This window comes from Rubrobacter sp. M3-4, assembly GCF_059772285.1.
The window spans coordinates 53,475-79,471 of record NZ_JCBAJP010000006.1 but is presented as its reverse complement, the minus strand read 5'-3'; the positions used below and the strand labels follow the sequence as shown (position 1 = coordinate 79,471).

Annotated in this window: 30 protein-coding genes; 25 read left to right on the top strand and 5 right to left on the bottom strand. The window is 68.6% G+C overall.

Features of this window, described 5'->3' with window-relative positions:
* The first annotated feature begins 53 nt into the window (after window positions 1-53).
* From acpS to AC6EKW_RS08560, 5 genes are read left to right on the top strand one after another with little or no spacing between them, the layout of a single operon-like run.
* Entirely contained in the window at window positions 54-470 is a 417-nt protein-coding gene (gene acpS, locus AC6EKW_RS08580; protein WP_273888588.1) for a holo-ACP synthase, read from the top strand.
* Window positions 467-1,972 (top strand): NAD(P)H-hydrate dehydratase, encoded by a 1,506-nt coding sequence (locus tag AC6EKW_RS08575; protein ID WP_498514171.1) that lies wholly within the window; start codon window positions 467-469, stop codon window positions 1,970-1,972. Before acpS ends, AC6EKW_RS08575 begins: the two co-directional genes overlap by 4 nt.
* 50 nt (window positions 1,973-2,022) lie before the next feature.
* The gene (locus AC6EKW_RS08570; protein WP_498514170.1) at window positions 2,023-2,520 is read left to right on the top strand and encodes a CBS domain-containing protein; all 498 of its coding nucleotides are present in this window, start codon (window positions 2,023-2,025) and stop codon (window positions 2,518-2,520) included.
* A 16-nt stretch (window positions 2,521-2,536) separates the two neighbouring features.
* The gene (locus tag AC6EKW_RS08565; protein WP_498514169.1) at window positions 2,537-3,772 is read left to right on the top strand and encodes a CynX/NimT family MFS transporter; all 1,236 of its coding nucleotides are present in this window, start codon (window positions 2,537-2,539) and stop codon (window positions 3,770-3,772) included.
* Window positions 3,772-4,413, top strand: coding sequence for a pyroglutamyl-peptidase I (locus AC6EKW_RS08560; RefSeq protein ID WP_498514168.1), 642 nt, complete (start codon window positions 3,772-3,774; stop codon window positions 4,411-4,413). Before AC6EKW_RS08565 ends, AC6EKW_RS08560 begins: the two co-directional genes overlap by 1 nt.
* Window positions 4,414-4,417: 4 nt before the next feature.
* Here AC6EKW_RS08560 and AC6EKW_RS08555 read toward each other — a convergent pair whose 3' ends face one another.
* Entirely contained in the window at window positions 4,418-4,645 is a 228-nt protein-coding gene (locus AC6EKW_RS08555; protein ID WP_273888593.1) for a hypothetical protein, read from the bottom strand.
* Between the two features lie 178 nt (window positions 4,646-4,823).
* Here AC6EKW_RS08555 and AC6EKW_RS08550 point away from each other — a divergent pair, with 178 nt between their 5' ends.
* Genes AC6EKW_RS08550 through AC6EKW_RS08535 form a run of 4 tightly spaced genes read left to right on the top strand, consistent with a single transcriptional unit; the run spans window position 4,824 to window position 9,368 of the window.
* The gene (locus AC6EKW_RS08550) at window positions 4,824-7,088 is read left to right on the top strand and encodes a xanthine dehydrogenase family protein molybdopterin-binding subunit (RefSeq protein ID WP_498514167.1); all 2,265 of its coding nucleotides are present in this window, start codon (window positions 4,824-4,826) and stop codon (window positions 7,086-7,088) included.
* On the top strand, window positions 7,085-7,957 hold the full coding sequence (locus tag AC6EKW_RS08545) for an FAD binding domain-containing protein (protein WP_498514166.1): 873 nt from the start codon (window positions 7,085-7,087) through the stop codon (window positions 7,955-7,957). Before AC6EKW_RS08550 ends, AC6EKW_RS08545 begins: the two co-directional genes overlap by 4 nt.
* Window positions 7,954-8,427 (top strand): (2Fe-2S)-binding protein, encoded by a 474-nt coding sequence (locus tag AC6EKW_RS08540; RefSeq protein WP_273888596.1) that lies wholly within the window; start codon window positions 7,954-7,956, stop codon window positions 8,425-8,427. Before AC6EKW_RS08545 ends, AC6EKW_RS08540 begins: the two co-directional genes overlap by 4 nt.
* A complete protein-coding gene (locus AC6EKW_RS08535; protein ID WP_498514165.1) occupies window positions 8,424-9,368 on the top strand; it encodes an amidohydrolase family protein in 945 nt (314 codons plus the stop codon). The genes AC6EKW_RS08540 and AC6EKW_RS08535 overlap by 4 nt, the downstream gene beginning before the upstream one ends.
* A 4-nt stretch (window positions 9,369-9,372) precedes the next feature.
* Here the strand turns inward: AC6EKW_RS08535 and AC6EKW_RS08530 are convergent, their stop codons facing one another.
* Together AC6EKW_RS08530 and AC6EKW_RS08525 are read right to left on the bottom strand one after the other, a co-directional pair.
* A complete protein-coding gene (locus tag AC6EKW_RS08530; protein WP_498514164.1) occupies window positions 9,373-10,452 on the bottom strand; it encodes an AbrB family transcriptional regulator in 1,080 nt (359 codons plus the stop codon).
* A gap of 1 nt (window position 10,453) precedes the next feature.
* Entirely contained in the window at window positions 10,454-11,365 is a 912-nt protein-coding gene (locus AC6EKW_RS08525) for an SCO4651 family lipoprotein (protein ID WP_498514163.1), read from the bottom strand.
* Window positions 11,366-11,593: 228 nt separating this feature from the next.
* Between AC6EKW_RS08525 and alr the strand changes: the two genes are divergently transcribed.
* Genes alr through rimI form a run of 8 tightly spaced genes read left to right on the top strand, consistent with a single transcriptional unit; the run spans window position 11,594 to window position 16,298 of the window.
* Window positions 11,594-12,691 (top strand): alanine racemase, encoded by a 1,098-nt coding sequence (alr, locus tag AC6EKW_RS08520; RefSeq protein WP_498514162.1) that lies wholly within the window; start codon window positions 11,594-11,596, stop codon window positions 12,689-12,691.
* Entirely contained in the window at window positions 12,684-13,025 is a 342-nt protein-coding gene (locus AC6EKW_RS08515) for a hypothetical protein (RefSeq protein ID WP_273888602.1), read from the top strand. Before alr ends, AC6EKW_RS08515 begins: the two co-directional genes overlap by 8 nt.
* 22 nt (window positions 13,026-13,047) lie before the next feature.
* Window positions 13,048-13,809, top strand: a complete 762-nt coding sequence (locus AC6EKW_RS08510; protein ID WP_498514161.1) for an HD domain-containing protein — start codon at window positions 13,048-13,050, stop codon at window positions 13,807-13,809.
* A 60-nt stretch (window positions 13,810-13,869) separates the two neighbouring features.
* On the top strand, window positions 13,870-14,070 hold the full coding sequence (locus AC6EKW_RS08505; protein ID WP_273888604.1) for a PspC domain-containing protein: 201 nt from the start codon (window positions 13,870-13,872) through the stop codon (window positions 14,068-14,070).
* 11 nt (window positions 14,071-14,081) lie between these two features.
* A complete protein-coding gene (locus tag AC6EKW_RS08500) occupies window positions 14,082-14,714 on the top strand; it encodes a uracil-DNA glycosylase (RefSeq protein WP_273888605.1) in 633 nt (210 codons plus the stop codon).
* A gap of 20 nt (window positions 14,715-14,734) precedes the next feature.
* Window positions 14,735-15,184 (top strand): tRNA (adenosine(37)-N6)-threonylcarbamoyltransferase complex ATPase subunit type 1 TsaE, encoded by a 450-nt coding sequence (tsaE, locus tag AC6EKW_RS08495; protein ID WP_273888606.1) that lies wholly within the window; start codon window positions 14,735-14,737, stop codon window positions 15,182-15,184.
* Window positions 15,178-15,864, top strand: coding sequence for a tRNA (adenosine(37)-N6)-threonylcarbamoyltransferase complex dimerization subunit type 1 TsaB (gene tsaB / locus AC6EKW_RS08490; RefSeq protein ID WP_498514160.1), 687 nt, complete (start codon window positions 15,178-15,180; stop codon window positions 15,862-15,864). The genes tsaE and tsaB overlap by 7 nt, the downstream gene beginning before the upstream one ends.
* Window positions 15,861-16,298, top strand: a complete 438-nt coding sequence (gene rimI / locus AC6EKW_RS08485; RefSeq protein ID WP_273888608.1) for a ribosomal protein S18-alanine N-acetyltransferase — start codon at window positions 15,861-15,863, stop codon at window positions 16,296-16,298. The genes tsaB and rimI overlap by 4 nt, the downstream gene beginning before the upstream one ends.
* Here rimI and AC6EKW_RS08480 read toward each other — a convergent pair.
* Window positions 16,273-16,521, bottom strand: a complete 249-nt coding sequence (locus tag AC6EKW_RS08480; protein WP_273841423.1) for a hypothetical protein — start codon at window positions 16,519-16,521, stop codon at window positions 16,273-16,275. The two genes, rimI and AC6EKW_RS08480, sit on opposite strands and share 26 nt — an antisense overlap.
* 47 nt (window positions 16,522-16,568) lie before the next feature.
* On the opposite strand from AC6EKW_RS08480, the gene tsaD reads away from it, so the two are divergent.
* Entirely contained in the window at window positions 16,569-17,558 is a 990-nt protein-coding gene (gene tsaD, locus AC6EKW_RS08475) for a tRNA (adenosine(37)-N6)-threonylcarbamoyltransferase complex transferase subunit TsaD (protein ID WP_498514159.1), read from the top strand.
* Between the two features lie 209 nt (window positions 17,559-17,767).
* Window positions 17,768-19,123, top strand: a complete 1,356-nt coding sequence (locus AC6EKW_RS08470; protein WP_273888610.1) for a S53 family peptidase — start codon at window positions 17,768-17,770, stop codon at window positions 19,121-19,123.
* Window positions 19,124-19,169: 46 nt separating this feature from the next.
* Here AC6EKW_RS08470 and AC6EKW_RS08465 read toward each other — a convergent pair whose 3' ends face one another.
* Complete coding sequence (locus AC6EKW_RS08465; protein ID WP_498514158.1) at window positions 19,170-19,430, bottom strand: hypothetical protein; 261 nt, start codon at window positions 19,428-19,430, stop codon at window positions 19,170-19,172.
* Between the two features lie 112 nt (window positions 19,431-19,542).
* Between AC6EKW_RS08465 and groL the strand changes: the two genes are divergently transcribed.
* The 6 genes from groL to AC6EKW_RS08435 all read left to right on the top strand — a co-directional run bounded on the left by groL (window position 19,543) and on the right by AC6EKW_RS08435 (window position 25,927).
* A complete protein-coding gene (groL, locus tag AC6EKW_RS08460; RefSeq protein ID WP_273888612.1) occupies window positions 19,543-21,159 on the top strand; it encodes a chaperonin GroEL in 1,617 nt (538 codons plus the stop codon).
* 136 nt (window positions 21,160-21,295) lie between these two features.
* Window positions 21,296-21,841, top strand: a complete 546-nt coding sequence (locus AC6EKW_RS08455) for a universal stress protein (RefSeq protein ID WP_498514157.1) — start codon at window positions 21,296-21,298, stop codon at window positions 21,839-21,841.
* 31 nt (window positions 21,842-21,872) lie between these two features.
* On the top strand, window positions 21,873-22,184 hold the full coding sequence (locus tag AC6EKW_RS08450) for a helix-turn-helix domain-containing protein (RefSeq protein ID WP_498514156.1): 312 nt from the start codon (window positions 21,873-21,875) through the stop codon (window positions 22,182-22,184).
* Window positions 22,185-22,291: 107 nt separating this feature from the next.
* Window positions 22,292-23,476: a 4Fe-4S dicluster-binding protein gene (locus AC6EKW_RS08445; RefSeq protein WP_498514155.1), complete on the top strand. Its 1,185-nt coding sequence runs from the start codon at window positions 22,292-22,294 to the stop codon at window positions 23,474-23,476.
* A 19-nt stretch (window positions 23,477-23,495) separates the two neighbouring features.
* A complete protein-coding gene (locus tag AC6EKW_RS08440) occupies window positions 23,496-24,710 on the top strand; it encodes a pyruvate ferredoxin oxidoreductase (RefSeq protein WP_273888616.1) in 1,215 nt (404 codons plus the stop codon).
* A gap of 32 nt (window positions 24,711-24,742) precedes the next feature.
* Window positions 24,743-25,927, top strand: coding sequence for a thiamine pyrophosphate-dependent enzyme (locus tag AC6EKW_RS08435; protein WP_498514244.1), 1,185 nt, complete (start codon window positions 24,743-24,745; stop codon window positions 25,925-25,927).
* Window positions 25,928-25,997 lie beyond the last annotated feature (70 nt).

The window sequence follows — 25,997 nt, the reverse complement described above, 5'->3', positions numbered from 1 at the left end:
GCGGCTAACTATAGACCTTTTGTCGGATGCCCATCTGACTTAAGATACGTTTCGTGAGCGAGAAAGGAGCACCTACGGAGAATTTCGTCGTGCCGGGGATCGGGGTGGACGTCGTGGACGTGGGGCGCATGGAGCTCGCGCTCCGGCGCACCCCCAAGATCCGACGCCGCCTGTTCACCGAGGCGGAGATAGCCTACTGCGAGAAGTACCGCTTCGCCGTGCGCCACTACGCCGGCAGGTGGGCGGCCAAGGAGGCGGTGACCAAGGCGCTGGGATGCGGTCTGATCCAGTGGAACGGCGTCGAGGTCGTCCGGCGTCCGCGCCGTCCCCCGTCCGTCAGGCTCTCGGGCAAGATAAAGGAGTTCGCCGATCGGGTCGGGGTCAGGGAGGAGGACCTCTCCATCTCGATAACCCACTCCGAGCTCTCGGCGGTGGCGGTGTGCATCGTGCACGGGAGGGGACCGTCTTGAGGCTCTACACCGCATCCGAGATGTCGCGGGCGGACGCGAACGCGCAATCCCTCGGCATCCCCGGCATCGTGCTGATGGAACGGGCGGGCTCGGCGATGGCCCGCCTCGCGCTCGAGAGGTTCTCGCCCGAGAGGGCCCTCGTCGTGGCCGGGGGAGGCAACAACGGCGGGGACGGGTTCGTCGTGGCGCGGGAGCTGCACCGCGCCGGGGTCGAGGTCGTGGTCTGCGCGACGAGAGAGGAATACCGGGGCGACCCCGAGACGAACCTCCGGACGCTGCAAAACCTCGGGGTGCGTTTCTGCGGGAGGGAGGAGCTCGCCGACGAGCTGGCCGCGGCGGACCTCGTGGTCGACGCGCTTTTGGGCACCGGATTCTCCGGGGAGGTGCGCGAGGACGCAGCGCGGATCATCCGGGAGATCAACGCCTCCGGAACGCGCGTGTTCTCGGTGGACGTGCCCTCTGGGGTCGACGGCTCGACGGGGGAGGTGGGCGGCGAGGCGGTGCGGGCCGAGATGACGGCCTGCGCGCACGCGGTGAAGGTGGGGTGCGTGGTCGCGCCGGGCTGTGATCACGCCGGGGAGGTCGTGGCGGTGGACATCGGCGTCCCGTCCGAAGCGGAGGTAGAGTCCTCCGTCGTCCTGGGCGACCGCGAGGAGCTGCGCGGGCTCGTCCCCCGCACTGCGCAGCCGGCGCACAAGTACTCGGCGGGGACGTTGCTTGTCGTCGCCGGCTCCCGTCAGATGACCGGTGCCGCGGTGATGAGCGTCCTCGGAGCGCAGCGGGCGGGGTGCGGGATCATCTTCCTGGTGGTGCCCGGGAGCGCCGCGTCGGCGGTGGACGCGCGCCTCACCGAGACGATAGTCTCCGGCGCGCCCGAGGACGGGGAGGGACACCTGACCCCGGAGGCGCTCGGGGAGGTGCTCGAGAGGGCTGAGAGGGCCTCGGCGGTCGTCGTGGGGCCGGCGATCGGACGAACCGAGGAGAGCCGCCGCCTGGTCGAGGGCATTCTGCGCGAGGTGGAGGTGCCGGTGCTCCTCGACGCCGACGGGGTGACGAGCCTGGCCGGCTCCGACGCTCTCGCCCGCCGTGAGGCTCCGACCGTGATCACGCCGCACGCCGGCGAACTCGGGCGGATTCTCGATGTGGGGGCGGGGGAGATCTCCGCCCGCCGCCTCCACCACGCGCGGGAGGCGGCGAGGAGGTTCGGCTGCTGCGTCCTCCTGAAAGGGAACGACACGATAGTCGCCGAAGGGGAGAGGGTCTCGGTGAATCCCACGGGCAGCGTCGCGCTCGCCACCGCCGGGACCGGGGACGTGCTCTCCGGGGTGATAGGGGCCCTGCTCTCGCGCGGGATGGGCGTCTACGATGCGGCCCGGGTGGGGGCCTGGGCGCACGGCCGGGCCGCGCACCTTTGGCTCGAGGAGACCGGATGGCCCGCCGAGAGCATGGTCGCCACCGATCTCGTACCCCTCCTCCCGCGTGCCCTACGCGAGCTCGTGTAGTATCTCTTGGTGCCGGAGGACGAAGGTTCATCCAGAGAGCGGGGGCGAGCATGGAAGAGCGTGATATCAGGGGCATGAAGGTCGGCGAGGTCATGCACGAGGACTGGCCGATGCTGAAGCCGGACGATACGGTCGAGGATGCCATAAAGCTCTTCGCCCGGCGCGGTATCTCCGGGGCGCCTGTAGAGGAAGATGGAAGGCTCGTCGGGGTTGTGACGGAGGGGGACCTCATCTTTCAGGACGCGGATGTGAGGGCCCCGGGTTTCCTCGATATCCTCGGGGGGATGGTCCCGCTGGGGAGCTGGGCAGAGTACCGCCGGGAGGCCCTGAAGAGCGCCGGCGTCACCATGGACGAGGTTATGACCCGCGACCCGGTGGTCGTCTCCCCGGACGCGACGCTCTCGGAGGCGGCGACGGCGATGGCCGAGCGCAGGATAAAGCTCCTGCCGGTCGTCGAGGGCGATGTCTTGCGCGGTGTGATCACCAGGCGAGACATCCTGCTCCTTCACGTGCTCAGGCCCGATCTCTCGGCCGAAGAGGGGGGCTGAGGGGACGGGCGGGCGTTTGAAGGAGCCGGACGGCCCGAGGAGAGGGATCCCCCGCCCGAAGACCACCGGGGTGCTCGTCGTCGTTGGTGTCTTCTTGATCGCCGCGAACATGCGCGCCCCCATAACCGGGGTCGGCCCTTTGCTCGGCGAGATCCGGCGGGATACCGGGCTCTCCAGCGGGGCGGCGGGGTGGCTGACCACGATCCCGCTCCTGGCCTTCTCGGTGCTCTCGCTGGCTTCTCCGGGGCTCGCCCGCAGGCTCGGTCTGGAGCGTTCGCTCTTCGTCGCGGTGGTTCTCCTGGCCGCGGGGCTCGTGATCCGCTCCCTGCCCACCGTCCCGGCTCTCTTCCTCGGCACGGCGGTCGTGGGGACCGCCATAGCCGTCATAAACGTTCTGCTACCCGGCCTGATCAAGCAGGATTTCCCCCGCAGCGTCGGCGTCATGACCGGCTCCTACACGACGACGATGAGCTTCATGGGGGCGGTCTCCTCCGGCATCAGCGTACCGCTCGCCCAGCGGGCCGGGCTCGGGTGGCGGGGGGCGCTCGGCTGCTGGGTGGTTCTGGCGGCGGCTGCGGCGGTGGTGTGGCTGGTGCGGCTGAGGGACGGACGCCGCGCACCCGAGGGCTCCTCGCGCAGCCTCCGCAGCCTGCTGCGCTCGCCGCTCGCCTGGCAGGTGACGATGTTCATGGGATTGCAGTCGGTGATCTTCTACGTGATGGTGACCTGGCTCCCGGAGATACTCCGCTCCGAGGGGATGGATGCAGCGAGCGCCGGGTGGATGCTCTCGATCTTCCAGCTCGTCGGGCTCCCGGCGACCTTCCTCGTCCCTGCGCTCGCCGGCCGCCGCCCGAGCCAGCGCGGTCCCGTGGTGCTCACCGTCACGCTCTCCGGGCTCGGGTTAGTGGGCCTGCTCCTGGCCGGCGGTGTCGCCCCCGCGCTGTGGGTGGTGTTGATGGGTATCGGAGGGGGGTCTTTCATAAGCCTCTCGTACACCTTCTTCTCGCTGCGCGCCCCGGACGCCCAGAGCGTCTCCGCTCTCTCCGGTATGGCGCAGTCCTTCGGGTACCTGCTCGCTGCGATCGGTCCGGTTCTCTTCGGATACCTCTACGAGGCGACCGGAGGCTGGACGGTCCCCCTCATGCTTTTGCTCCTGGTGATCGTCGCCCTGTTCTTCGCAGGTCTCGGGGCGGCGCGCGACGCCCGGATCACACCCGCAGACGGCGATCCTGGAGACGGGAGGAAAGGATAGTGGCACGGAAGATACTCGTATCCGGTTTCGAGCCGTACGGCGACCTCGGGCACAACCCCACCCGGGATCTCGCCGAGCAGGCGCCGGGACTCGGGCTCGAAGGCGTGGAGGTGTCCTCCATCGTGCTCCCGGTCGAGTACGACCGGTGCGCGGAGATCCTGATCGGGGAGGTGGACCGCCTCCGTCCCGACGCGGTGATCGCCTGCGGGCTCGCCCCCGGCAGAACCGCCATAACCCCGGAGCGCGTCGGCTTGAACGTCAAGGATACCGCTCCGGGACGCTCCCTGCCGGACAACCGCGGGCGGGCGCCGCGGGACGAACCCGTAACCCCCGACGGTCCCGATGCCCTCTTCTCGACGCTACCCTGCCGCAGGATCTCGGAGGCGTTGCTCTCCCGAGGGATCCCCTCCTACGTCTCGAACACCGCCGGAACCTACATCTGCAACAACACGCTCTACGCGCTGCTCGATCACGTAAGGAGCGAGGACCTCCCCACCCTGGCCGGTTTCATACACTTCCCGGCCTCGACGGAGCTGGCGCTGGAGAACCCTCTGCTGCCGAGCCTGCCCTTCGAGATGATGCAAGAGGCCCTTAGCGTCGCCGTCGAGGTCGTGCTGAGAGCGGGTGTCCCCCGACCCTGACCCGCTACGCTCCGAGCCGGGATGCGGTCCGAAGCTCCTCGGCCGGCTGCACCTCCCTCTCCCTGAAGGCCGTGTGTATCGAGGTGTTGCCGTCTATCTCGACGTAGAACGCTTCCTCGTGGAGCGTCGTGGGGATGACCCTCACGACCCTACCCTCGCGGCCGGCGTACCTCCACGTCAGCGGCGCGTCCTCGCGGTAGACCACCACGACGCGGTCTCCTTCTCTCAACATCGCGTGCCATCCTCCCCTTGTTCGCCGCGATACTTGGCCGGATTCTAGACCATCTCCGGCCCCGCCGAAAGGGTGGATCGGGTGGGAGATACGGGTATACAAAAAGGGGTATGCCCGCACGGGGTCTGGCTCCCCGCGGGCGGTTTGCGAAGGTGATTTTGCAGAACGGGGGTTCGTTTTGGGTCCGGAGCGGGATGGAGGGAGTTACGTCGGACGCCGGGTCGTCCGGATCGAGGACGGGCGGCTGGTGCGCGGTGAGGGAACCTATGTCGCGGACATGAGGCCCGAAGGTTGCCTGGAGGCGGCCTTCGTCCGCAGCCACGTCGCGCACGGGCGGCTCGAGGGGGTGGACCTCGACGCCGCGCGGGCGGTGCCGGGGGTCGTCGGGGCATACTCGGCGGAGGATCTGCCCGACCTCCCGGCGGCACGGCCGCTCTTTCAGTCCGACGTGCTCGAAGGCAGGGAGTGGCCGGCGCTCGCGCGGGAAAGGGTGCGATTCTTCGGTCAGACCATCGCCGTCGTCCTCGCCGGGGACCGGTACGCGGCCGAGGACGGGGTGGAGGCCGCCGGGGTCGCGATCGAAGAGCTTCCCTGCGTCATCGACCCGACGGAGGCGGCCTCCACCTCGGCGCCGGAGCTCTTCGAGGGGCTCTCCAACGTCGTGGGTGAATGGGAGGCAGGGGAGCCTGTCGGGGAGGATCTCTGGAGCGAAGCCCCGGTGGTCGTCGAGGCATCCTACCGCGTACCGCCGCTCTCACACGCCTCGATCGAGGCGCGCGTGATCCTGGCCGAGCCCGGGGAGGGCGGCACCCTCACGGTGTGGGTCTCGCACCAGGCCCCCCACCGGCTGAGAAGGGACCTCTCCGAGCTGTTCGGTATCCCGCAGGAGAAGGTTCGGGTCGTCGTCCCGGACGTCGGGGGGGCGTTCGGCGGGAAGAGCGAGACCTTCCCGGAGTACCTCGCCGTGGTCCACCTGGCGCTGCGGCTCGGGCGTCCGGTGCGCTGGATCGAGGACCGGACGGAGGCGCTGACCGCCGCCGTGCACGGGCGGGGGCAGAACCAGAGGGTCCGGCTCGCCGCCGACCGCGATGGCAGGATGCTCGCGCTGGAGGTCGAGGCCGACGCGAGCACCGGGGCCTACCCGCACTACGGGGTGGCGCCCATCTTCAACATGCTCAGGCTCCTCTCCGGCGTCTACCGCATTCCCCGCATCCATGCCAGGGCGCGCGCCGTCGTGACCAACACCACCCCGACCGCCCCCTACCGCGGCGCGGGCCGGCCCGAGGCCGCCTACGCCGTCGAGCGCACGGTCGATCTCCTCGCCGCCAGGCTCGGGGAGGACCCGGCGGAGGTGAGGCGACTGAACATGATCCGCCCCGGAGAGCTTCCTCACGAGACGCCGGTCGGGGCCCGCTACGACAGCGGCGACTACCCGGCGGCGCTCGAGAAGGCGCTCGAGGCCGCGGACTACGGGGGCTGGCGCGCCGAGCAGGCGCGCCGCCGGAGGGAGGGCGGGCCTCCGCTCGGCATCGGGATCTGCTGCTACGTGGAGAGCGCCGGGGTGATGGGTGAGTACGGCGCGGTCGAGGTCCGTCCCGACGGGGAGATCCTGGCCCTCTCCGGCGCCTCTTCGACCGGGCAGGGACACGAGACGACCTTCGCCCAGGTCGTCGCCTCGGTCCTCGGGGTGGAGGTGGGGAGGATCAGGGTCGTCGAAGCCGACACCGCCGCCGTTCCCCGCGGCGTGGGCTCCTACGCGAGCCGTTCGATGCAGGTCGGAGGGGCGGCGCTCCACCGCGCCTCGCTCCGGCTCGTCGAGGAGGCCCGGCGCAGGATGGCCGACCTCTGCGGCGTCTCCGTCGAGGAGGTCTCCTACCAGGAGGGTATCCTGCGTGCCGGGGAGGAGGAGATGGACCTCGTCCGTCTCGCCTCCAGGACGGGTACGCTGCGGGTGGAGGAGGACTTCGAGCCGCCGCAGTCCTTCCCCTACGGCTGCTACGTCGCCGTGGTCGAGGTCGATCCCGAGCTCGGCGTCGTGCGCGTCCTGCGGCTCGTCGCCGCCGACGACTGCGGGGTCGTCGTCAACCCGCTCGTGGTGGATGGTCAGATCTACGGCTCCCTGATGCAGGGTCTCGGGCAGGCGCTCTACGAGGAGGTGCCCTACGACGCACGGGGGCGGCCGCTCGTGGACCACGGCCTCCTCGACTACCTGCTTCCGACCTTCTCCGAGCTTCCATCAGTCCGCACGGTCGAGATGGAGACCCCGAACCCGAACACCCCTCTCGGCGCGAAGGGAGTTGGAGAGTCCGGGTCCATCGGTGCGCCCCCGGCGGTGGTGAACGCCGTCGCGGACGCCCTCGGCCACCCCGACGGGCTCCAGATGCCGCTGACGCCGCAGGCCTGCTGGATGAAGACGGGGGTCCGGGAGGAGGTAGAGAAGTGAAGCCCGCACCTTTCGACTACCTGGTCGCACGCAGCGTGCGGGAGGCCGTATCCGCGCTCGCGGAGCGCCCCTCCCGGGCGCGCGTACTCGCCGGCGGACAGAGCCTGGTGCTGGAGATGAACTACCGGCGCGAACGTCCGGCGCTGCTCGTGGACATAAACCACGTCCCCGACCTCGATGGGATAGAGGTCGAGGGCGGTGAGCTACGGGTCGGTGCGCTCGCCCGCCACCGCGATTTCGAGGAACCGGTCGCGCGTGACCCCCTGGGCCGGCTGCTCGAGCGGGTGAGCCGCCACATCGCCCACCCCCCGATCCGGGCGCGGGGGACGATGGTCGGGAGCCTGGCCTACGCCCATCCGGCCGCCGAGTGGCCCGCCGTGGCCGTCGCCCTGGACGCCCGCCTGGAGCTGGCCGGCCCGGAGGGCGTGCGGACGGTTCGCGCCGGGGAGTTCTTCCGGGGGCCGTTCGCGACCGCCCGCCGGCCGAGGGAGATGATCACGGGTGTGCGCCTGCCGCTTCTCGGGGAGGGCAGCGGCGTGGGCTTCGTCGAGCTGCGTCGGACCGGGGCGAGCTTCGCGCTCGTGGCGGCGCTCGCCGCGATCACCGTCGAGGGAGGCGTCATCACCTCCTCCCGCATCGCCCTCGCCGGGGCCGCGGACCGCCCGCTGAGGGCGAGAGGGGCGGAGGAGGCGATCGCCGGGAACCCACCGTCGGACGAGACGTTCGCCGAGGCGGAGAGGCGCGCCGCCCTCGAAGCCGACCCGGTCCCGGAGCCGCACGCGGGGGTGGAGTACAGACGCCACGCCGCCGGGGTGCTGGTGCGCCGGGCGCTCGAACGGGCGGTGGAGGACCTGGAGGTGAACTCGTGAGGATCGAGATGGAGGTGAACGGGGAGAGGCGGGCCCTGGAGGTCGAGCCGCGCCGCACGCTCGCCGACGTCCTGCGGGAGGAGCTCGGTCTCACCGGGACCCACCTCGGGTGCGAGCACGGGGTCTGTGGGGCTTGCACCGTGATCTTCGACGGCGATGCCGTACGGTCGTGCCTGATGTTCGCCGCGCAGGCGGACGGGGGCCGGGTGAGGACCGTCGAGGGGCTCGCCTCTGGAAACGGGGCCGAGCACCCGCTGCAGCGGGCCTTCCGAGCCGAGCACGCCTTGCAGTGCGGCTTCTGCACGCCGGGGTTCCTGATGCTGCTCGCCGCGGCGCTCGAGAGGGATCCCGGCGTCTTCCGCGACGAGGAGCGTCTGCGGGAGCTTCTCACCTCGAACCTGTGCCGGTGTACCGGCTACGAAGGCATCCGGAGGGCGGCCCTGCGGGCGGCGGAGGAGATGGGGCGATGAGGGTCATCGCGGTGGAGGAGCACTTTGCCACCGGGGAGCTGCTGGAGGCGGACGGCATCGGAGGACCCGGCTATCCATCGGAGAGGCTCCTCGACCTCGGCGAGAAGCGGATCGAGGACATGGACGCGGGGGGCGTCGACTTGCAGGTCATCTCGCTCGCCGCCCCCGGTGGGCAGCAGCTGGAGGCGAAAAGGGCCGTCCCGCTCGTGCGCCGGGCGAACGAGGTGCTCGCTGAGGCGGTCTTTCGCCACCCGGACCGCTTCGCCGGCCTCGCCGCCCTTCCCACCCCGGACCCGGAGGCGGCCTGTGCGGAGCTGGAGCGGGCGGTGCGCGAGCTCGGCTTCAGGGGGGCGGTCGTCAACGGGCACACCCGCGGGCGCTTCCTCGACGCGCCGGAGTTCCGGCCGCTGCTCGAGCTCGCGGCCCACCTGGGGGTTCCGATCTACCTGCATCCGACCCCGCCTCCGTCTGCGGTCAAGCAGGCGTACTACTCGGGGATCTCGCCGGAGGTGGACGGTGCGCTCGCGACATCGGCCTGGGGCTGGCACGTGGAGACCGGGCTGCACGCGCTGCGGCTCGTCCTCTCGGGGGTCTTCGAGCGGCTGCCGGATCTCAGGGTGGTCGTGGGGCATCTCGGGGAGGCGCTGCCCTTCATGCTGCGGCGGGTCGACGCCCGGCTCTCCCCGGAGGTGACGGGATTGAAGAGGCAACCCTCATGGTACTTGAGGCGCAACCTCTGGCTCTCGATCAGCGGGTTCTTCTTCGAGGCCCCCTTCCGGACCGCGATGGAAGAGTTCGGCGCCGAAAGAATCCTCTTCTCCGTCGACTACCCGTTCGCGTCGAGCGCGGAGGGACGACGCTTCCTGGAAGGGCTCGGGTTCGGTCCGCAGGAGTACGCGAAGATCGCGCACCGGAACGCCGAAGGACTCTTCGGACTCTGATTCGTCAGCCGCGGTTCGCGAGGCGCGCCATCCTGCGGGCGAGCGGTGGCCCGAGCAACACCACGGCGAAGACGCGGAGCATCTGCACCGCGAGGACCAGCGAGACGTCCGCTCCACCTCCGAGCGCGATGATCGAGACGGAATCTATCCCGCCGGGGGTGGTCGCGAGGTAGGCGGTGAAGGGGTCGGCCGGGGTGAAAGCGGAGAGGACGAGCCCGAGCCCGGCGCAGACGACCATGAGCAGGACCATCGAGGCGAGGACGGCCGGCAGCACGTGCGCCGCGTGCTCGAGCGAGCCCCGATCGAAGAGGAGCCCGACGTAGAGCCCGAGCGCGACGTAGGCGGTCTGCGGGACGCCGGGGGGAAGGACGGGATGGAAGAGCCCGAACTCGCTCGCCAGCGCCCCGAGGATCAGCGGGCCTACGAGGGCGCCCGCCGGGAGGTGCAGCCTGCGACCGATCCAGGTGCCCCCCACGGCCGCCAGGGCGCTCAGGGCGTAGTCTGCGGGCGTGGTGTGGGGGGAGAGGCCGGTCGGGAGGCCCCCGCTCGAAGGGCCGCCCGAGCCTCCTGGCATCAGGCCGAAGTGGGCGATGAGCGTGGCCGAGAGCACGACCACCACGACCCGGACATACTGCATCAGGGCCACCAGCCGGCTGTCGGCTCCGAGCGAGGGGCTCATCGCCAGCATGCCGGAGGCGGCTCCCGGGAGCGTCCCCAGGGAGGCCGTCTGCCCGTCGAGCGAGGTGAGCCGGGCGAGCACCAGACCCGAGGCCAGGCTCGCGAGCAGAGTGCCGGCGAGCACCAGCGAGACCGGCAGCCAGTCGTCGGCGAGCACGGGAAGGGACGATGGACGGAAGGTGGAGGCCAGCAGCGTGCCTATGATGGCCTGGGAGAACGTTCTCGTGCTCCGGGGCATCTCGAGGCGCTTCCTGCTCGCCAGCGCGAATGCTATCGCGACGAGCATCGGGCCGACCAGCCAGGCCGCCGGAACGCCGGCGTGTTCCCCGAGGAACCCGGCGCAGGCGGCGCTCGCGAGCAGGGCGATCCAGGTGCAGGATCTCCGGAGGGCCCCGGCGCCGGGCATCTCAGCCGGAGGTCGGTATCTTCACGTTCGTCGTCTCATCTTTCGGGGGCGCTTTTACGCTCACCGGGGCTCCGAAGCCGTAGTACTCGTTGGAGATCCTGATCCTCCCCCGTTCGCTCCCGACGCCCTTCCCGGGCTTCGTGCGCGGGATCTCTATCGGGACGGTGACCTCGAAGCGGCGCACACGATCCTTACCGTCCAGCCAGACCGTGATCGGCAGCGTCGAAGAGCCGAGGTCCTTCTTGAGATCTTCGTAGAGTTTTCGTCCTGCGGGGTTTTGCCTCGCCACCCTGTCGAGGTCCACGACCATGCGGTAGCGGGTCGTGGTCACCCCGCGCACCTCCCCCCGCCCCAGCTTGCGGGTCTTTGCGGGGATCACACCCTCCAGATAGGCGAGCTGGTGGACGGGGTCGTTGAGTTGAGAGCTCGCGAGCTGGGCCAGGTACTCCCCGCGGCCTCCGGCGAGCTCGAGGAGGTCCAGCCGCACCCACCGTCCCCGCTGGCCGGACGAACCGTTCGCCGGTAGCTTCTCGTAGATGGTGTAGCCGATCTGTCGGATCTCGGCGCGCCCGGCCCCGGAGGTGCCTATGCTCACCTTCGCCCGGCTTTCGGCGAAGCTGACCGCGCCGGAGCCGGATATCCTTATGGTGGACGGGGACGCTTTCTGGCCGGGATGGAGCGGCAACCCGTGCTCGACCTCCTCGATTCTGACCCTGGCGCTCTCTTCCCGCGTGGTGGCCCGGTAGGCCCTCAGGGCCAGAGGTGGCGCCGCGGGCCGGGTCTTCTGGCCGGTGCCGGGAGAGACATGGGTCGACGGGGCGGTGCTGGATGTCCGGCTACTGGAGGAGTTTCCTGAAGAGCATCCCGCGACGCTCAAGGCGAGCGTGCAGAGCCCGAGGAGCAGAAGCGTCATCTTTCCGGGAGCGGCTCCCGAACGGTGTACTCTCATGCCCATCCCTCCATGAAGGGGCTGCCCCTCCTGCGAGAGGCTGCGGGGGTATTCTCCGATCGCTTCGTTCCACGAGGGGTTATTCTAGCCGCTCGGTCCGGGGACGCCCTCTCCGGCCGGCTTGAGGTGTGGGAGGACGCACAGTAGACTCCGTGCGTCCTGCCGAGCTTCCTTTTGTAGTATGGAGGACCGATGGAGAGAGAGGGAGTCCCGGGCCGCCTCTGGGCCGAGATAGACCTCGAAGCCATCAGGCGAAACGTCCGCACGCTGCGGCGCCGGGCGGCGGGTGCCCGTCTGATGGCGGTCGTCAAGGCCGACGCCTACGGCCACGGGGCGCTGCCGGTGGCGCGGGCGGCGCTCGAGGCCGGGGCGGATTCACTCGCGGTCGCGACGCTCGCCGAGGGGGCCGAGCTGCGCGGGGGAGGGGTAAGAGCCCCGGTGCTCGTCTTCGGGAACCTCCTCCCCGGGGAGCTGAAGGAGGCCGGGAGGCTGCGGCTGGAAGTGACGGTGCACTCGCTCGCTGGTGCACGCCTCGCCGCCTCCCTGCCCGGCTTGCGGGCGCATCTTGAGGTCGATACCGGCATGAACCGGTGGGGCGTTGGTCCGGAGGAGGCGGGCGAGGCGCGCAGGGTGCTCGGGGAGCGGCTGGTGGGCGTCTACACACACCTCTCCTGCGCCGACTCGGACCCGGAGTTCACCAGGGAGCAGCTCCGGCGCTTCGATCGGGTGCTTGGGGCCCATCCGTTCGGCGGCGTGCTCGTGCACGCCGCCAACTCCGCCGGCACCCTCTGGTATCCGCAGGCGCGCTACGATCGCGTCCGGCCCGGGGTGGCGCTCTACGGGCTGCACCCGCGCGGGGACGCGGGCGACCCCGCCGACGAGGGCCTGCGTCCGGCGCTGACCCTCAAGAGCTACGTGGCCGGGATCAGACGCCTCCGGGCCGGAGAGTGCGTCTCCTACGGGGCCACCTTCAGGGCGGAGCGTACGATGTGGGTTGCGACCGTGCCGGTCGGGTACGCCGACGGTTACCGGAGGGCGCTCTCGGGCAGGGGGGTGGCTCTGATCCGTGGCCGCAGGCGGCGTCTGCTCGGACGGGTGACGATGGACGCGTGCGTCTTCGAGGCCGATGGAGAGGTCGAGGTGGGCGACGAGGTGGTGCTCCTCGGCGAGCAGGGGGAGGAGAGGGTTGGGGCCGAAGAGCTCGGGAGGCTCGGCGGCACGATAAACTACGAGGTGACGACGGGGTTGAATCCCAGGCGGGTCGAGAGGAGATACGTTTCAGGTGTTTAGAGGCTTCTTCAGGGATCTAAGGTGGGGGCCGGCGTTCAGGCGGTCCCTGTGGTTCACCGCGCTGTGGGTGGTCCTGGTCTACGTTTTGAGCCGCGTCTTCCCGAAGTCCTTCAGCCTGCACGGTGCCGGCCAGATCCTCATCCTCGCCGTCTACGCCGTGCTCTTCTTCCTGTTGTACGCGGTGCTCTTCGCCTTCTCCGAGAGGCGGCGCAGGGAGCAGACGCGCAAGAGGAACAAGAAGGACCGGAAGGAGGGTGAGGAGGGTACGAACGGCTCGCTCAAGGGCCGGTTCAACCCCAACACCAGCCGCAGGAAGGCCCGGCGGCGGCGCTGAGGTGGTTCCCGTCCGGGAGGTCGTGGAGGTCCTCCGAGGGACTCTGGATCTGGAGTTGCTCATCCGGCTGGTGCCGGAGCTCGGTCTTGCCAGGGGGCTCACGCAGAGCCCCTACCACCACCTGGACACCCTGGGTCACGTTCTGGAGACGGTACGCTGCGTGCGGCGGGAGCTGGAGGATGGCAGCCTCGGGGCGCGGGTGCCTCCCGGTCGGGAGGAGGCGTTGCTCTTCGCCGCGCTCGTGCATGATGTCGCCAAGCCCCTGACCCGCGGTGAGGTGGAGGGGAGGGTCGTCTTCGTCGCCCACGATACCCTGGGGGCCAGGATGGTCGAGAGGGTATGCCTCCGGCTCGGAACTCCGGCGATGCTCTCGGATCTCGCCCGGACGCTCACCCACCTGCACCTGAAGATAGGGTTCATGGAGAACCCGCGCACCGACTACCCGCCGGAGAGGATCGTCCGCGCCGCCGGGCCGTTCTGCGAGGAGCTGGCGGTGCTCTCGTGGGCCGACAGGCTCGCCGCGCGTGGACCACGTCTCCGGAAGGAGCACATAGAGCGCCACCGCAGGCTGTGCGCCCGGTTCATCGAGGTGGGCCGTACCCTCGGGCCCTGCCGCGAGCCCGACTACGAGGGGCTCTCCTCGAAGCTCGCCCATCCTCCGGGGGCCGTGGTCGGTGCCGCCGCGAGCAGGCTTCGCATCCTCCGGGCCGGGGGGATGGAGGAGGAAGAGGCCTTCGGACGCGTATGGTCGGCCGCCGGGGTGCTTCACAAAGAGGATCGGTGAAGATATCATCGGGGTGTGGTTCGTCGTGCAGGAGAGCGAAACGAGGAAGCGGGGTCGGAGATGGGTATAGAGCGTTCGAGTAGGGATCGTTGGATCTTCGGGGTTTGTGGCGGCATCGCCCACAGGTTCGGATGGAACTCGCTCGTCGTGAGGCTCGCGACGGTCCTGCTCGCGATCTTCATCCCGGGGTTCAGCGTCATCCCGGTCGCCATCGTCTACGTGATCCTCGGCTATCTGCTTCCGGAGAGCACCGAGTACTAGCCCGGGCTCAGATGGATTTCGCCGAGGCGCAGAAGGAGGCACTGGGCTGTACCAGGTGTGCGCTCTCCCACTCGCGCACCCGGGTCGTCTTCGGTGAGGGGCCGCTCAACGCCGAGCTCTTCATTGTCGGGGAGGCCCCGGGGTTCAACGAGGATGGCGAGGGCAGTCCCTTCCAGGGTGCCTCCGGGATGCTACTCGATCGGTTGCTCGCCTCGGTCGGGATGAGGCGGGATCAGGTATACCTCACCACGCTGGTCAAGTGCCGGCCGCCCGGTACCCCTCCCCGCTCCCCGCGCCCCTCGGAGGTCAGCAGCTGCCGGCCCTATCTGATGGTCCAGATCGCGGCCGTCGACCCCCGGGTGATCGTCGCTCTGGGCGAGCTGGCCACCAGGGTCCTGACCGGGCGCAAGGATCCTCTCTCGCGCATCCGCGGCCGGGCCGTGCCGCTCGACGGGAGATACGTCTTCCCGACGCTCTCGCTGCGCAAGGCGCTCTACACCCCGGCCGACCGCGCTCTTCTCATCTCCGACTTCGGGCGTCTGCCGGAGCTGCTCGCCGCCGAGCGCCCGGCCACCTACGAGACCCTGAACGTCCCGCACCAGCCGGATGACGGCAGGGAGCCCGTGCAACCGGGCCTGTGGTGACAGACGAGGTCCGCCTTTCGATGGAGTGGGAGAAGCTCGATGAGGGGGAGTTGAAGAGGCTGGCGGCCAGGGTCGCCGCGCTGCTCGAACCCGGGGACGTCGTGGTGCTCTCCGGGGAGGTCGGCTCGGGCAAGACCACCTTCGTGCGCGCCGCCATGCACGCCCTCGGCGTACGCGAGCGGGTGACGAGCCCGACCTACCAGCTCGCCCGCAGCTACGAGGGTGAGATGGCGGGATCCAGTGTGACCCTCAACCACCTCGACCTCTACCGGCTGGAGGAGATAGGGAGCGCGGACGTGCTGGAGCTCGAGGACTACCTGGAGCCTGGGGCGATAACGTTCATCGAGTGGGCGGACCCCGCGCTCGGCTCGCTCGAGGCCCCCTCTCTCGTCGAGCTCTCACACCAGGGAGAGGGGCTGCGGGGCGTACGGATCACGGGCCCGCTGGAGGAGCGGCTCGGAGGATGCTGACGCTCGCTCTGGACGCCTCGACGGCGGAGGTGAGCGTGGCGCTCGCCCGTCTCGAGGGACACGACAGGGAGGTTCTGGCCGAGGTCTCCTGCTCGGCGCGGGGGGCTTCGGAGACACTTCTCCCCTCGGTGCACGAGGTGCTCGAGCTGGCGGGAGAGGATCTCGGGGATGTGGGGAGGATCGTGGTTGGTGTGGGGCCGGGGACTTTCACCGGCATCCGCATCGCGGTGGCCACCGCCCGAGCTCTCGCGGGGACGCTCGGGGCCGAGATCTGCGCGTCATCCACCCTGGATGCTCTCGCCCACCCGGCGCTCTCCTCGGGCCGGGAGAGGGTGGTGGCGGTGATCGACGCCCGGCGCCGCCAGGTCTTCGCCGAGCTCTTCGCGGCCGGCAGGGAGAGCACGGGCGTGCTCTGCGTGAGACCGGGCGAGCTCTCACGGCATCTGCCGCGTGAGGGCGATCTTCTCCTCGTGGGAGACGGGGCCGTGCGCTACCGGGAGGAGCTCTCCTCGCTCGGGCACATACCCGAAGATTCCTCTCCCCTGAACAGGGTCTCTGCCGCGGGGCACCTCGGGGCCGGCGATCTCGAACCGGTCCCTCCGGAGAAAGTTGTGCCGCTCTACGTGCGCGAGCCGGACGCCGAGGTGCGCAGGGAGCGGAACCCCTGGAGCCGGCCTTGAGCGACCACAGGATAAGGCGGATGACGCGGGACGATCTTCCGGAGGCGGTGGAGGTCGACGCGGAGTGTCTTTCGCGCCCCTGGAGCGCCGCCGTCTGGCGGGAAGAGCTGGAGAGCCCCTTCGGGCTCTACCTGGCGCTGGAAGAGGAAGGGCGCATCGTTGCCCAGATCGGGGTCAAGCGCACCTCGGAGGAGCTGCACGTGACCACGCTCGCCGTGCGCCCGGAGTGCCGGCGCAGAGGTTACGCCCGGGCTCTGGTCCGGGCGGCGATGGATGCCTTCCCCGAAGTCCGCAGGGTCCACCTCGAGGTGCGTCCCAGCAACTCCCCGGCCCGTTCACTCTACCGCTCGCTCGGCTTCAGGGAGGTCGGGCGGCGGCCCCGCTACTACGGGGACGAGGATGCCATGCTCATGACCCTCGACCTTTCTTCTTAGCCCGTTGCTCACGCTCCCGACGCCGCTCCTCCCGACGGCGCTCGAGATCCTCTCTACCCTCGAAGGGCCTGAGCAGGTAGACGGCCGGGGCGAGGCAGACCAGAAACCCGGCGAAGATGAAGGCCGCGACGCGCAGGTCCCCCGGGCCGCGGGCCAGGTAGAGGGCGAGCTCGAGCAGCAGCACGAGCGCGATGAAGGCGAACATGAGCGAGAATGCTCTCATGGGAGGAGTATATCCTCGCGTGCCGGAGATAAAATAACCCCTCGAGCGTGATACTGGCGATAGAGACATCCTGCGACGACACCTGCGCGGCCGTGGTGGAGGACGACGGGCACAGGGCCCTCTCGAACGTCGTCCACACTCAGACCGAGCACGCCCGCTACGGCGGGGTCGTGCCGGAGGTCGCCTCGAGGGCCCACCTAGAACGCATCGACGGCGTGGTGGAGAAGGCGCTCGCCGATGCGGGGGCGACCCTCGAAGAGTTGACCGCCGTCGCGGTTACGGTGCGTCCGGGGCTCATCGGGGCGCTCCTCGTCGGGCTGGCCTCCGCCAAGAGCGTGGCCTATGCCCGCAGGCTGCCTCTCATCCCGGTGAACCACCTCGAGGGGCACGTCGCCGCGGCGTACCTGGAGGACCCGGCGCTCGAGCCGCCGTTCGTCGCGCTCGTCGCCTCCGGAGGGCACACCGCGCTCTACTCGGTCGGGAGCGACCGGAGCATGTCGCTGCTCGGCGAGACGCTGGACGACGCCGCCGGGGAGGCCCTCGACAAGGGGGCGAGGATGCTCGGGCTGGGGTTCCCCGGAGGCCCCGCGCTCTCGCGGGCGGCCGAGGGGGGTGACCCGGGACGCTACGAGTTTCCGGTGGCCCTCAAGGGTAAAGACGATCTCGACTTCAGCTTCTCCGGCCTCAAGACGAGCCTGCTCTACACGCTGCAGCGCCTGGGGGAGGAGAGGGTAGAAGAGGAGCTGCCCCACCTGGCGGCGAGCTACGAGGCGGCGGTGGTGGAGGCTCTCTCCCGGAAGCTGCTGCGGGCCGCGGAGATGACGGATTCCCGCTCCCTCGTGGTCGCGGGGGGCGTCGCGGCGAACGCCCGGCTGCGCGGTCGTCTCAGGACCGAGTGCGAGAAGAGGGACATCGGGATCGTCATCCCGGCCCCGGCGCTCTGTACGGACAACGCCGCCATGATCGGGGCCGCCGCGCCCCACTCCCGGAAGATACCCTTCCCCGGTTACCTCGGCCTCAACGCCCGCAGCATCTGAGGCCGCGGGCGTTGCGAGGGGGTTCTTCCCTGCTCTATACTGCTGGCCGGTGGCCAGCGCGGCTGCCTTTTGCGCGTTCCCTTCTTTGCGGAGCGGGGAGGGGGAACGGGCGGTTGGTACGGAGATCCGAACAGAGGGAGGGGGATGCAGGCGGCTTTGTGGCAGATCGAGTACCTGCCGGTCCACGCTCAAGAAGGAGAATGCAACACATGAGGGGTAGATGCTTCCCGAGGCGGGTTTTCGCCTGCCTCATGCTAGCGTTTCTGGCGGCCGTGTTGTCCGTCGGCGTCGTCGGGAGCAGGGACGCCGCAGCACGCAGGCTGGTCAACGAGCCGTGGAGGTATCAGGCGCATCCACCGAAGAGGTACGCTTTCGCGGCGAACGCCCGGGCTTTCCCGTACACCCCGTCCGAGTGTGTGGCCCGCTACGGGGTGGCCTGCTACTCACCGCAGCAGATCAGACGGGCGTACGACATCCCGTCCTCGCTCGAAGGCGAGGGGCAGTCGATCGTCATCTTCGACGCGTATGGGAGTCCCTCCGTAAGACGGGATCTCGAGACCTTCAGCGAGACTTTCGGTCTCCCCAAGCCCGATCTGCACATCTACTATCCGCAGGGCAGGCCGAAGTTCGACCCCAGAAACTCCAACCAGCAGGGGTGGGCGCAGGAGATAGCGCTCGACACCCAGTGGGCGCACGCCATAGCGCCGAAGGCCAGGATCAACCTGGTGATAGCCCGCGACAACTCGGATCTGGCGTTCAACTACGCCCAGACCTGGGCGCTGGGGCGTGGTCTGGGACACGTCTGGTCGCAGAGCTACGGTACGCCGGAGGCCGCGATCAAGAGCGTGGAGAGCAACGTCCAGCTCAGGCTCTCGCACAACGGTTACGTGAACGCCCGGGCGCAGCGCATAAGCGTCTTCGCCTCCGCGGGTGATTCGGGGGCGGGCAACGGTTTCAGAAGACCCAACGCGCTCTACCCGGCCTCCGACCCGTTGGTGACGGCCGTCGGCGGGACCAACCTGTTCGCGAGCGACCGCGGGGTTTACCGGCGGGAGACGGTCTGGAACGACTCGAACCCGGCGCTGTGCCCGTTCGGGTGCACCCAGGGGATCTTCGGAGCTACCGGTGGTGCCCCGAGCCGGGTGTTCAAGAAACCTGCCTACCAGAGAGGATTCCAGCCCACGCGTCATCGCACGACCTCGGACGTGAGCTACGACGCCTCCGTGTACACCAGCGTGCTGGTGTACCTGAGCATCCCCGGCATCCCCGAAGGCTTCTACTTCTTCGGCGGCACCAGCTCCGGGGCTCCGCAGTGGGCTGGTATCGGGGCGCTCGCGAACCAGGCCGCCGGAAGGCCGCTCGGGTTTTTGAACCCCAGGCTCTACGCCCTCGCGAAGAACGGAGCCGCCTACCGGGCGAGCTTCCACGACGTGACCCGCGGCGGCAACGTCTTCTACGGCGGCGGTTACCGGGCGAAGAAGGGCTACGACCTGCCGACCGGCCTCGGTACGCCGAAGGTCTCCGCCCTGATCCGCAACCTCTCACACCAGGGCGCCCGGCGCTAGGATGCCGGCAGAGAGAGAGGGGGGGCAGGGGCCCCTCGCCCCCCTCTCACCCGGTCCTGCCCAGCGCCTTCTCCCGCTCCTCTCCCCGCAGGATCACGCTTCGCGCGCACTCCACACAGGTGGCGTGCACGCTCTCCGGATGATCCCTCGTGTACAGGAAGACGGCAACCTTCCTGGGTACCACATAGATTATGTGCTCCGTCTCCCTCGAGCAGCGCTCGCAGGAACGCCGTTCCCTGCCTATCTCCTTCGGCAGCCGGCTGAGGCTCGGGATGCGCTCCGGACGGAAGATGCTCGCGTTGTTCATGGTTTGAATTCCAACCTTCTGCGGAATATACTTCGGGCGTCGGCACTCTACCGGGTAGAGTGCCAAAACATGTAGGCTCCGGAACGTGAGTTTATCAGAGGAGGTATCTGGAGTGGCGCACAAAGAGCTAAAGTTCGACACCGAGGCGAGGAGGGCGCTCGAGGCCGGGGTGAACAAGCTGGCCGACGCGGTCAGGGTGACGCTCGGTCCGAAGGGGCAGTACGTAGTTCTGGACAAGAAGTTCGGCTCGCCGACGATCACCAACGACGGTGTAACGATTGCGCGCGAGATCGAGCTCGAGGACATCTTCGAGAACCAGGCGGCCCAGCTGGTCAAGGAGGTCGCGACCAAGACCAACGACGTCGCCGGTGACGGGACGACCACGGCGACGGTTCTGGCGCAGGTCATCGTGCGCGAGGGCCTGAAGAACGTGGCGGCGGGTGCGAACCCGGTGATCCTCCGGAGCGGGATCGAGAAGGCCGTCGACGCTGCGGTGGAGGCGATAAAGGAGCAGGCCGTGGAGATCTCGGGCAAGGACGAGATCTCGCGTGTCGGCGCGATCTCCGCGCGCAGCGAGGAAGTCGGCAACGTCATCGCCGAGGCGATCGACAAGGTCGGCAAGGACGGGGTGGTCAACGTCGAGGAGGGGCAGACCCTCGGGATGGAGCTGGAGTTCACCGAGGGGATGCAGTTTGACAAGGGCTACCTCTCGCCGTACTTCGTCACCGACCAGGACCGGATGGAGGCGGTTCTGGACGACCCCTACATCCTGATCGCCAACCAGAAGATCAGCAACGTGCAGGATCTCTTGCCGATCCTCAACCAGGTGATGCAGGCGAGCAAGCCGCTTTTGATCATCGCCGAGGACGTCGAGGGTGAGGCGCTCGCGACCCTGATCGTCAACAAGCTGCGCGGGACGTTCAACGCGGCTGCGGTCAAGGCCCCGGGCTTCGGCGACAGGCGCAAGAGGATGCTGGAGGACATCGCGATCCTCACCGGCGGCGAGGTCATCACCGAGGAGCTGGGGCTCAAGCTGGAGAACACCCAGCTCAGCCAGCTCGGCCGTGCCCGCAGGGTCGTCATCACCAAGGACGACACCACCATCGTCGACGGCGCGGGTGACCCCGAGCAGATCAAGGGCCGCATCAACCAGATAAAGAGCGAGATCGAGACGACCGACTCCGACTTCGACCGCGAGAAGCTGCAGGAGCGGCTGGCCAAGCTGGCCGGCGGCGTGGCGGTCATCAAGGTCGGTGCGGCGACCGAGACCGAGCTCAAGGAGAAGAAGCACCGGGTCGAGGACGCGCTCTCGGCTACCCGGGCTGCTCTTGAGGAGGGCATCGTCCCCGGCGGCGGGGTGGCGCTCCTGAAGGCTCAGGAGAAGGTCGCGAAGCTCCTCGATGAGCTCGAGGGTGACGAGCGGACCGGCGCGAGGATCGTCTACCGGGCGCTCGAGGAGCCCATCCGTCAGATCGCGGAGAACGCCGGCGCCGACGGCTCGATCGTGGTGGACAAGGTGCGTGCCCAGAGCGACTCCATCGGGTTCAACGCCCTCACCGGCGAGTACGAGGACCTGGTGAAGGCCGGGATCATCGACCCTGCCATGGTCACCCGCTCGGCGCTGCAGAACGCAGCCTCCATCGGTAGCCTCATCGTCACCACCGACGTGGTCGTCGCCGAGCCCGAGGAGGAGCAGCAGCCCGCCATGCCCGGCGGCGGGATGATGTAAGACCCGCTGCTTAGAACTTACCCTCTGCAGGGCGGCCCCGTTCGGGGCCGCCCTCTTTGTTTGTGCTTCTCTTGACATTCTCAGGTCGGGCTTTTATCATTGATATTGGTCATACCTTTGGGTGAAGGAGGGAGAGGTGAGCGCCTTCTCGGGCAGTTCTCCGGCAAGCTCGGCGGGCGTTTCGAGGGGTGGGAACGACCTCCCGTACCGCAGGGTGCTCGTGGCGTTGGATGGGTGTGAGCTGACCCACGGGGTTCTGGAGCGGGGGGACGAGCTCGCGGAGCTGCTGGGGGCGGAGGTTCACGTGGTGTGCGTGCAGGAACCGCCGCCGGCTCTGCAGACGCAGATCCTGGGCGAGACCCCGCGCGAGGTCTTCGAGGAGCACCTGGAGGAGGTCCGGTCGCGGATCCGCGAGGCTCTGGAGGGGTGCGGGGTGCACGTGGAGAGCCTGGAAGTCTGCGGTGGGAGCCCGGCCGGCGTCATATTGCACCTCCTCGAGGAAGGGGGGTTCGATCTCGTAGTCCTGGGCCGCCACGGCAGGGGGATCAGACACCGTTTCCGCCCCGGCTCCACGACCCACAGGGTACTCGCCTGCGCTCCCTGTCCGGTCCTGGTTCTGCCCTGCATGGATGAGAAGACGATCGGGATGGACCGGAAGGAGGGCGTCGGAGAGAGGGTGTGAACCCGGGATCCGAGAAACGGGGTGATCAGCGGTGAACCTTTATCTCATCGATGGTGCGAGGTTGCGTAGACTGCGCGAGGAGAGGGGGCTCTCGCGTGAGGATCTCTCCCGCGCCACCGGCCCTTACAACCCGGACGGCGTCCGGCTCATAGAGGAACTCGAACGCCAGCCCAGGGTGCACGTCCTCGAAACCATAGGCCGCAGGATTGCCGCGGCGCTCGGCGTTGGGCTCTCTGAGCTCACCGCCTACCCCGACCCACCCGAGGATGTCCTCCTCGCAGAGGAGCCCACCGGTGCGACCCTGTTCTCACCCGACTCCCTGCTCCGCCCCCCTCGGAACTAAACCCCCAAAAGATGTTGACCTCGACCGGAAACGATGATAACATTCGCTCCGAAATTTGGTCATACCAAATGGTATTGCCAAAAAGGGAAGGAGAGAGGATGACTGAGGTGGCTGGAAGGGAACCCGGTGCTGCCGCGGAGGCTGTGGAGGGGAGGGCTTCGACGGAGGTACTCGAGGAAGCCAAGAGCGTGGAGTTCACGTATCGCGGGATCTTCCAGAAGACGCTCGCGGCGAACTTGTGCAAGCACGTGGTGATGGCCAACCGCAGGCGTGAGTGGCTGGGGTCCACGATCCAGCGTTACAGCGACTCTCCGGAGCGCAATGGGGTTCCGGCGAAGCAGTTCGCGGTGATCGCGCCGGACGAGGAGCGGTTGCAGGAGCATCTGGCGAAGTACGAGCCGGGTGAGCTCGACGTGATCACGGTGCTCGACGACACGCTGTGCGACGGGGTGGAGTCGTGGGCGTTCTACGGGCGGCAGCCGATAAACCTGCGGCTGCGGCGCGGGGGGACGCTGCTCGTCGTATCGCATCGGTCGGCGGAGGAGTTGCTCCGGGTGATCCCGCGCAAGCCCTGGCCCTGGACGCTGGCGATCCTGCCGGGCACGCCCAGCATGGGCGGGCTCTGGGTCTACCGGGACGACGGGACGGACATGCGGGTGCTCGGGGCTATAGCGAAGGTGAGGCCGGACATCTTCGAGCTCGAGGCCGTCGAGGAGGTGGTCGAGGAGGACGAGAAGCTCGGGGATGAGCATCTGGAGGCTCTGCGCAGCGGTTACGAGGAGGTGAGGGTCTACGAGGTCGCTGCGGGAGAAGGCAAGGAGGACGACTACGAGCCGGTGAGGCTGCCCGGCTACCGCGAGATGCGCGAGGCGATAATCGTCGAGGCGCGCAAGCCCGGCGAGCGCAACCCCGACTACAAGACCTCTTCGGACAGGACCATGCGTCCGCTGGTCGATTTCGACGCGTGCATCAAGTGCCGGCAGTGCTGGCTCGATTGTCCGGATGAGGCGTTCGACGTGACCGAGGAGGGATATTTCCCGGTCAACTACGACTACTGCACCGGGTGCGGGCTGTGCTCGCAGGTCTGTCCTGTGGAGGACTGCATCGTGATGGTCAACGACCTGGAGTTCATCGAGGAGGGCAATCGGGACGTCTTCCCGAGGTGGAAGGAGGATCCGGAGGGCTACCGCGAGTGGAGGGAGGAGAAGATAGCCAGGGGGAGGGTCAGGCACAGCGGTTACTTCAACACCGACGTTTGGGCTCCGGTGGACGGCGGAACTGCGGAGCGTTAGCGAGAGAGGAGGAGAGAGGATGACCGTTGCGCGGCCCAGGGGGCGGCAGATCGAGAAGCTGACCACGGGGACTCAGGCGGTGGCGCAGGCCGTCAAGCTGGCCGACGTGGACGTGACCGCGGCCTACCCGATACGGCCCTACGACGGCGTGATGCAGGCGGTGGCCAAGCTCATCGCCGACGGCGAGCTCGAGTGCGAGTACATCGTGGCCGAGGGGGAGCACTCGCAGTTCGAGATCTGCAAGCACGCCTCCGCCGTCGGCAGCCGGGTGTTCGTGGGGTCTTCCGGGGTCGGATGGATGTACGCGATGGAGTCACTCGCGGTCACCCCGTCGCTCCGGCTCCCGGTGGTGGCGATGATCGGCAACCGGGCGCTCGACGACCCCGGGGCGTTCGGGGTCGAGCACAACGACGCGATGGTCGTGCGGGACCTGGGGTGGCTGCTTTTCTGGGTCGAGGATGCGCAGGAGTGCTTCGACGCGACGCTCATGGCCTATCGGGTCGGGGAGGACAGGAGGGTCTCGTTCCCGGTCGGGATCTGCGTCGACGGGGCGTTCATCACCCACTCCCAGACCCTGATCAAGATCCCCGACCAGGAGACCGTCAACGAGTTTCTGCCGCCCTACGACCTGGGGGACCGGCTGCTGCACCCGGACAACCCGATCACGATAGCCCCGCAGGCCAACGAGGACTGGGTCATGGAGATCCGCAAACAGACCGACGAGGCCGCGAGGAGGGTGAAGGGTGTGATCCGGGAGGCGCACGACGACTTCAGGCGGCTCTTCGGGCGGGGTGGGGACAACCCGTTCTTCGAGGAGTACATGACCGAGGATGCGGAGTACGTGCTCCTCGGGATGGGATCCCTGGGCCTTCCGGCCAAGGTCATGGTGCGCAGGCTGCGCGGGCGCGGCGAGAAGGTCGGCTTCATCCGGCTGAAGTGGTTCAGGCCCTTCCCCGACGAGGAGCTCGCCGAGTCGCTCGGCCGTTTCCGGGCGGTGGGCGTCATAGACCGCGACTACTCCTACGGCTCCCCGCAGCAGGGCGGGGTGCTCTTCACCGATCTGCGGGCCGCGCTCTACGACGCCGAGAGGAGACCCCGGCTGGTCAACTTCATCGGTGGTCTGGGCGGGCGTGAGCTCACCCCCGAGATGATGGACGAGATGGCCGAGATCACCCGACGCGCCGCGCGGGGAGAGGATGTCCCCACCGTAAGCTGGATCGGGGTACGCGAGTAGAGGCAACACAGGAAGGAGGTCTTCCCTTGACCGTGGAGGCACCGGGACGGGTTCTCAAGCTCGACCCGATAAGGTCGATAAAGAAAGCACCGGTGGAGGAGTACTTCGAGTCCGGGCACAGGACGTGCCAGGGGTGTCTCTCCTCGCTGCCGATGCGGCTGATGGCCAAGGCGGCCGGCCCGCGCACGATCGTGCTCGGCTCGACCGGATGCATGTACGTGGCCAACACCACCTACATGACCACCCCCTGGGTCGTGCCCTGGATGCACACCCAGCTCGGGGCCGCCGGCTCCGCGGCGGTCGGGACCGCGGCCGGGCTCAAGGCGCTGATGCGCAAGGGCAAGATCAAGGACGAGCCCATAAACGTGATCGCGTTCTGCGGCGACGGCGGCGGGGCCGACATGGGGCTCTCGGCCATAAGCGCCGCGCTCACCGACATCGAGTACAACCTCCTGATCTTCCTCTACGACAACGAGTCCTACGCCAACACCGACATCCAGACCTCGGGGCAGACGCCTTGGGGGGCGGTGACCACCTTCAGCCCGCCCGGAAAGAAGCACCGCATCATGCAGCGTCGGTGGAAGAAGAACGTCCCCGGCATGCTCGCCGCCGGGCACCCCGACACCAGGTACATAGCCTCCGGGACCCCGGCGATGCCGGTCGACATGATGGACAAGGTGCGGGCGGCCCTGCGCGCGGGGGGGCCGACCTACATCCACGTGCTCGACCCGTGCCCTAAGGGCTGGCACTACGACCCCGAGCACTCCGTCGAGCTCGGCAAGCTCGCGCTCGAGACCGGCATCTACCCGCTCTACGAGATCAAGGACGGGGTGCTGGAGTTCACCGGGATAACCAAACAGATCGCCACGGGCCGGCGGCGCCGCAAGCCGGTGCGCGAGTACCTGGAGAAGCAGGGGCGCTTCGCCCACTTCAAGAACCAGGACTACGCCTACTTCCAGAAGAAGGTCGACGAGATGTGGGAGCAGTGGATCATCCCGTGCGTCGTCGCCTTCAGCTACGGCGGGCCCATAAACATAACCAGCGCTGAGCCGAAGGTGAGAAACAAAAACGTCGAGCGGGTGAACGCCTCGTGGACCGGGGAGCCGGGACACGCCCACGAGGAGTATGAGGGCGTCCCCGACGCCCCGAGCGAGCCCTGGCGTGACGACAACCGGCTAGACGAATACCCGAACGCCCTGCCGTCCACCGGGCACTAGGGTGGAGAGATTCTACGGGAGAGGAGGTGATGTCTGGGTAGCGGGGTTGGTAACCGGGAGCGGTGAAAAA

Excerpts from the sequence above, each read along its gene's own strand:
- AC6EKW_RS08530 (WP_498514164.1), bottom strand. The coding sequence starts at position 10,452 with ATGCCCGGCGCCGGGGCCCTCCGGAGATCCTGCACCTGGATCGCCCTG.
- alr (WP_498514162.1), top strand. The coding sequence starts at position 11,594 with ATGGAGAGAGAGGGAGTCCCGGGCCGCCTCTGGGCCGAGATAGACCTC.
- AC6EKW_RS08440 (WP_273888616.1), top strand. The coding sequence starts at position 23,496 with ATGACCGTTGCGCGGCCCAGGGGGCGGCAGATCGAGAAGCTGACCACG.
- tsaE (WP_273888606.1), top strand. The coding sequence starts at position 14,735 with ATGGAGTGGGAGAAGCTCGATGAGGGGGAGTTGAAGAGGCTGGCGGCC.
- AC6EKW_RS08525 (WP_498514163.1), bottom strand. The coding sequence starts at position 11,365 with ATGACGCTTCTGCTCCTCGGGCTCTGCACGCTCGCCTTGAGCGTCGCG.
- AC6EKW_RS08570 (WP_498514170.1), top strand. The coding sequence starts at position 2,023 with ATGGAAGAGCGTGATATCAGGGGCATGAAGGTCGGCGAGGTCATGCAC.
- AC6EKW_RS08505 (WP_273888604.1), top strand. The coding sequence starts at position 13,870 with ATGGGTATAGAGCGTTCGAGTAGGGATCGTTGGATCTTCGGGGTTTGT.
- tsaB (WP_498514160.1), top strand. The coding sequence starts at position 15,178 with ATGCTGACGCTCGCTCTGGACGCCTCGACGGCGGAGGTGAGCGTGGCG.
- AC6EKW_RS08500 (WP_273888605.1), top strand. The coding sequence starts at position 14,082 with ATGGATTTCGCCGAGGCGCAGAAGGAGGCACTGGGCTGTACCAGGTGT.
- AC6EKW_RS08465 (WP_498514158.1), bottom strand. The coding sequence starts at position 19,430 with ATGAACAACGCGAGCATCTTCCGTCCGGAGCGCATCCCGAGCCTCAGC.
- AC6EKW_RS08535 (WP_498514165.1), top strand. The coding sequence starts at position 8,424 with ATGAGGGTCATCGCGGTGGAGGAGCACTTTGCCACCGGGGAGCTGCTG.
- AC6EKW_RS08480 (WP_273841423.1), bottom strand. The coding sequence starts at position 16,521 with ATGAGAGCATTCTCGCTCATGTTCGCCTTCATCGCGCTCGTGCTGCTG.
- AC6EKW_RS08470 (WP_273888610.1), top strand. The coding sequence starts at position 17,768 with ATGAGGGGTAGATGCTTCCCGAGGCGGGTTTTCGCCTGCCTCATGCTA.
- AC6EKW_RS08555 (WP_273888593.1), bottom strand. The coding sequence starts at position 4,645 with ATGTTGAGAGAAGGAGACCGCGTCGTGGTGGTCTACCGCGAGGACGCG.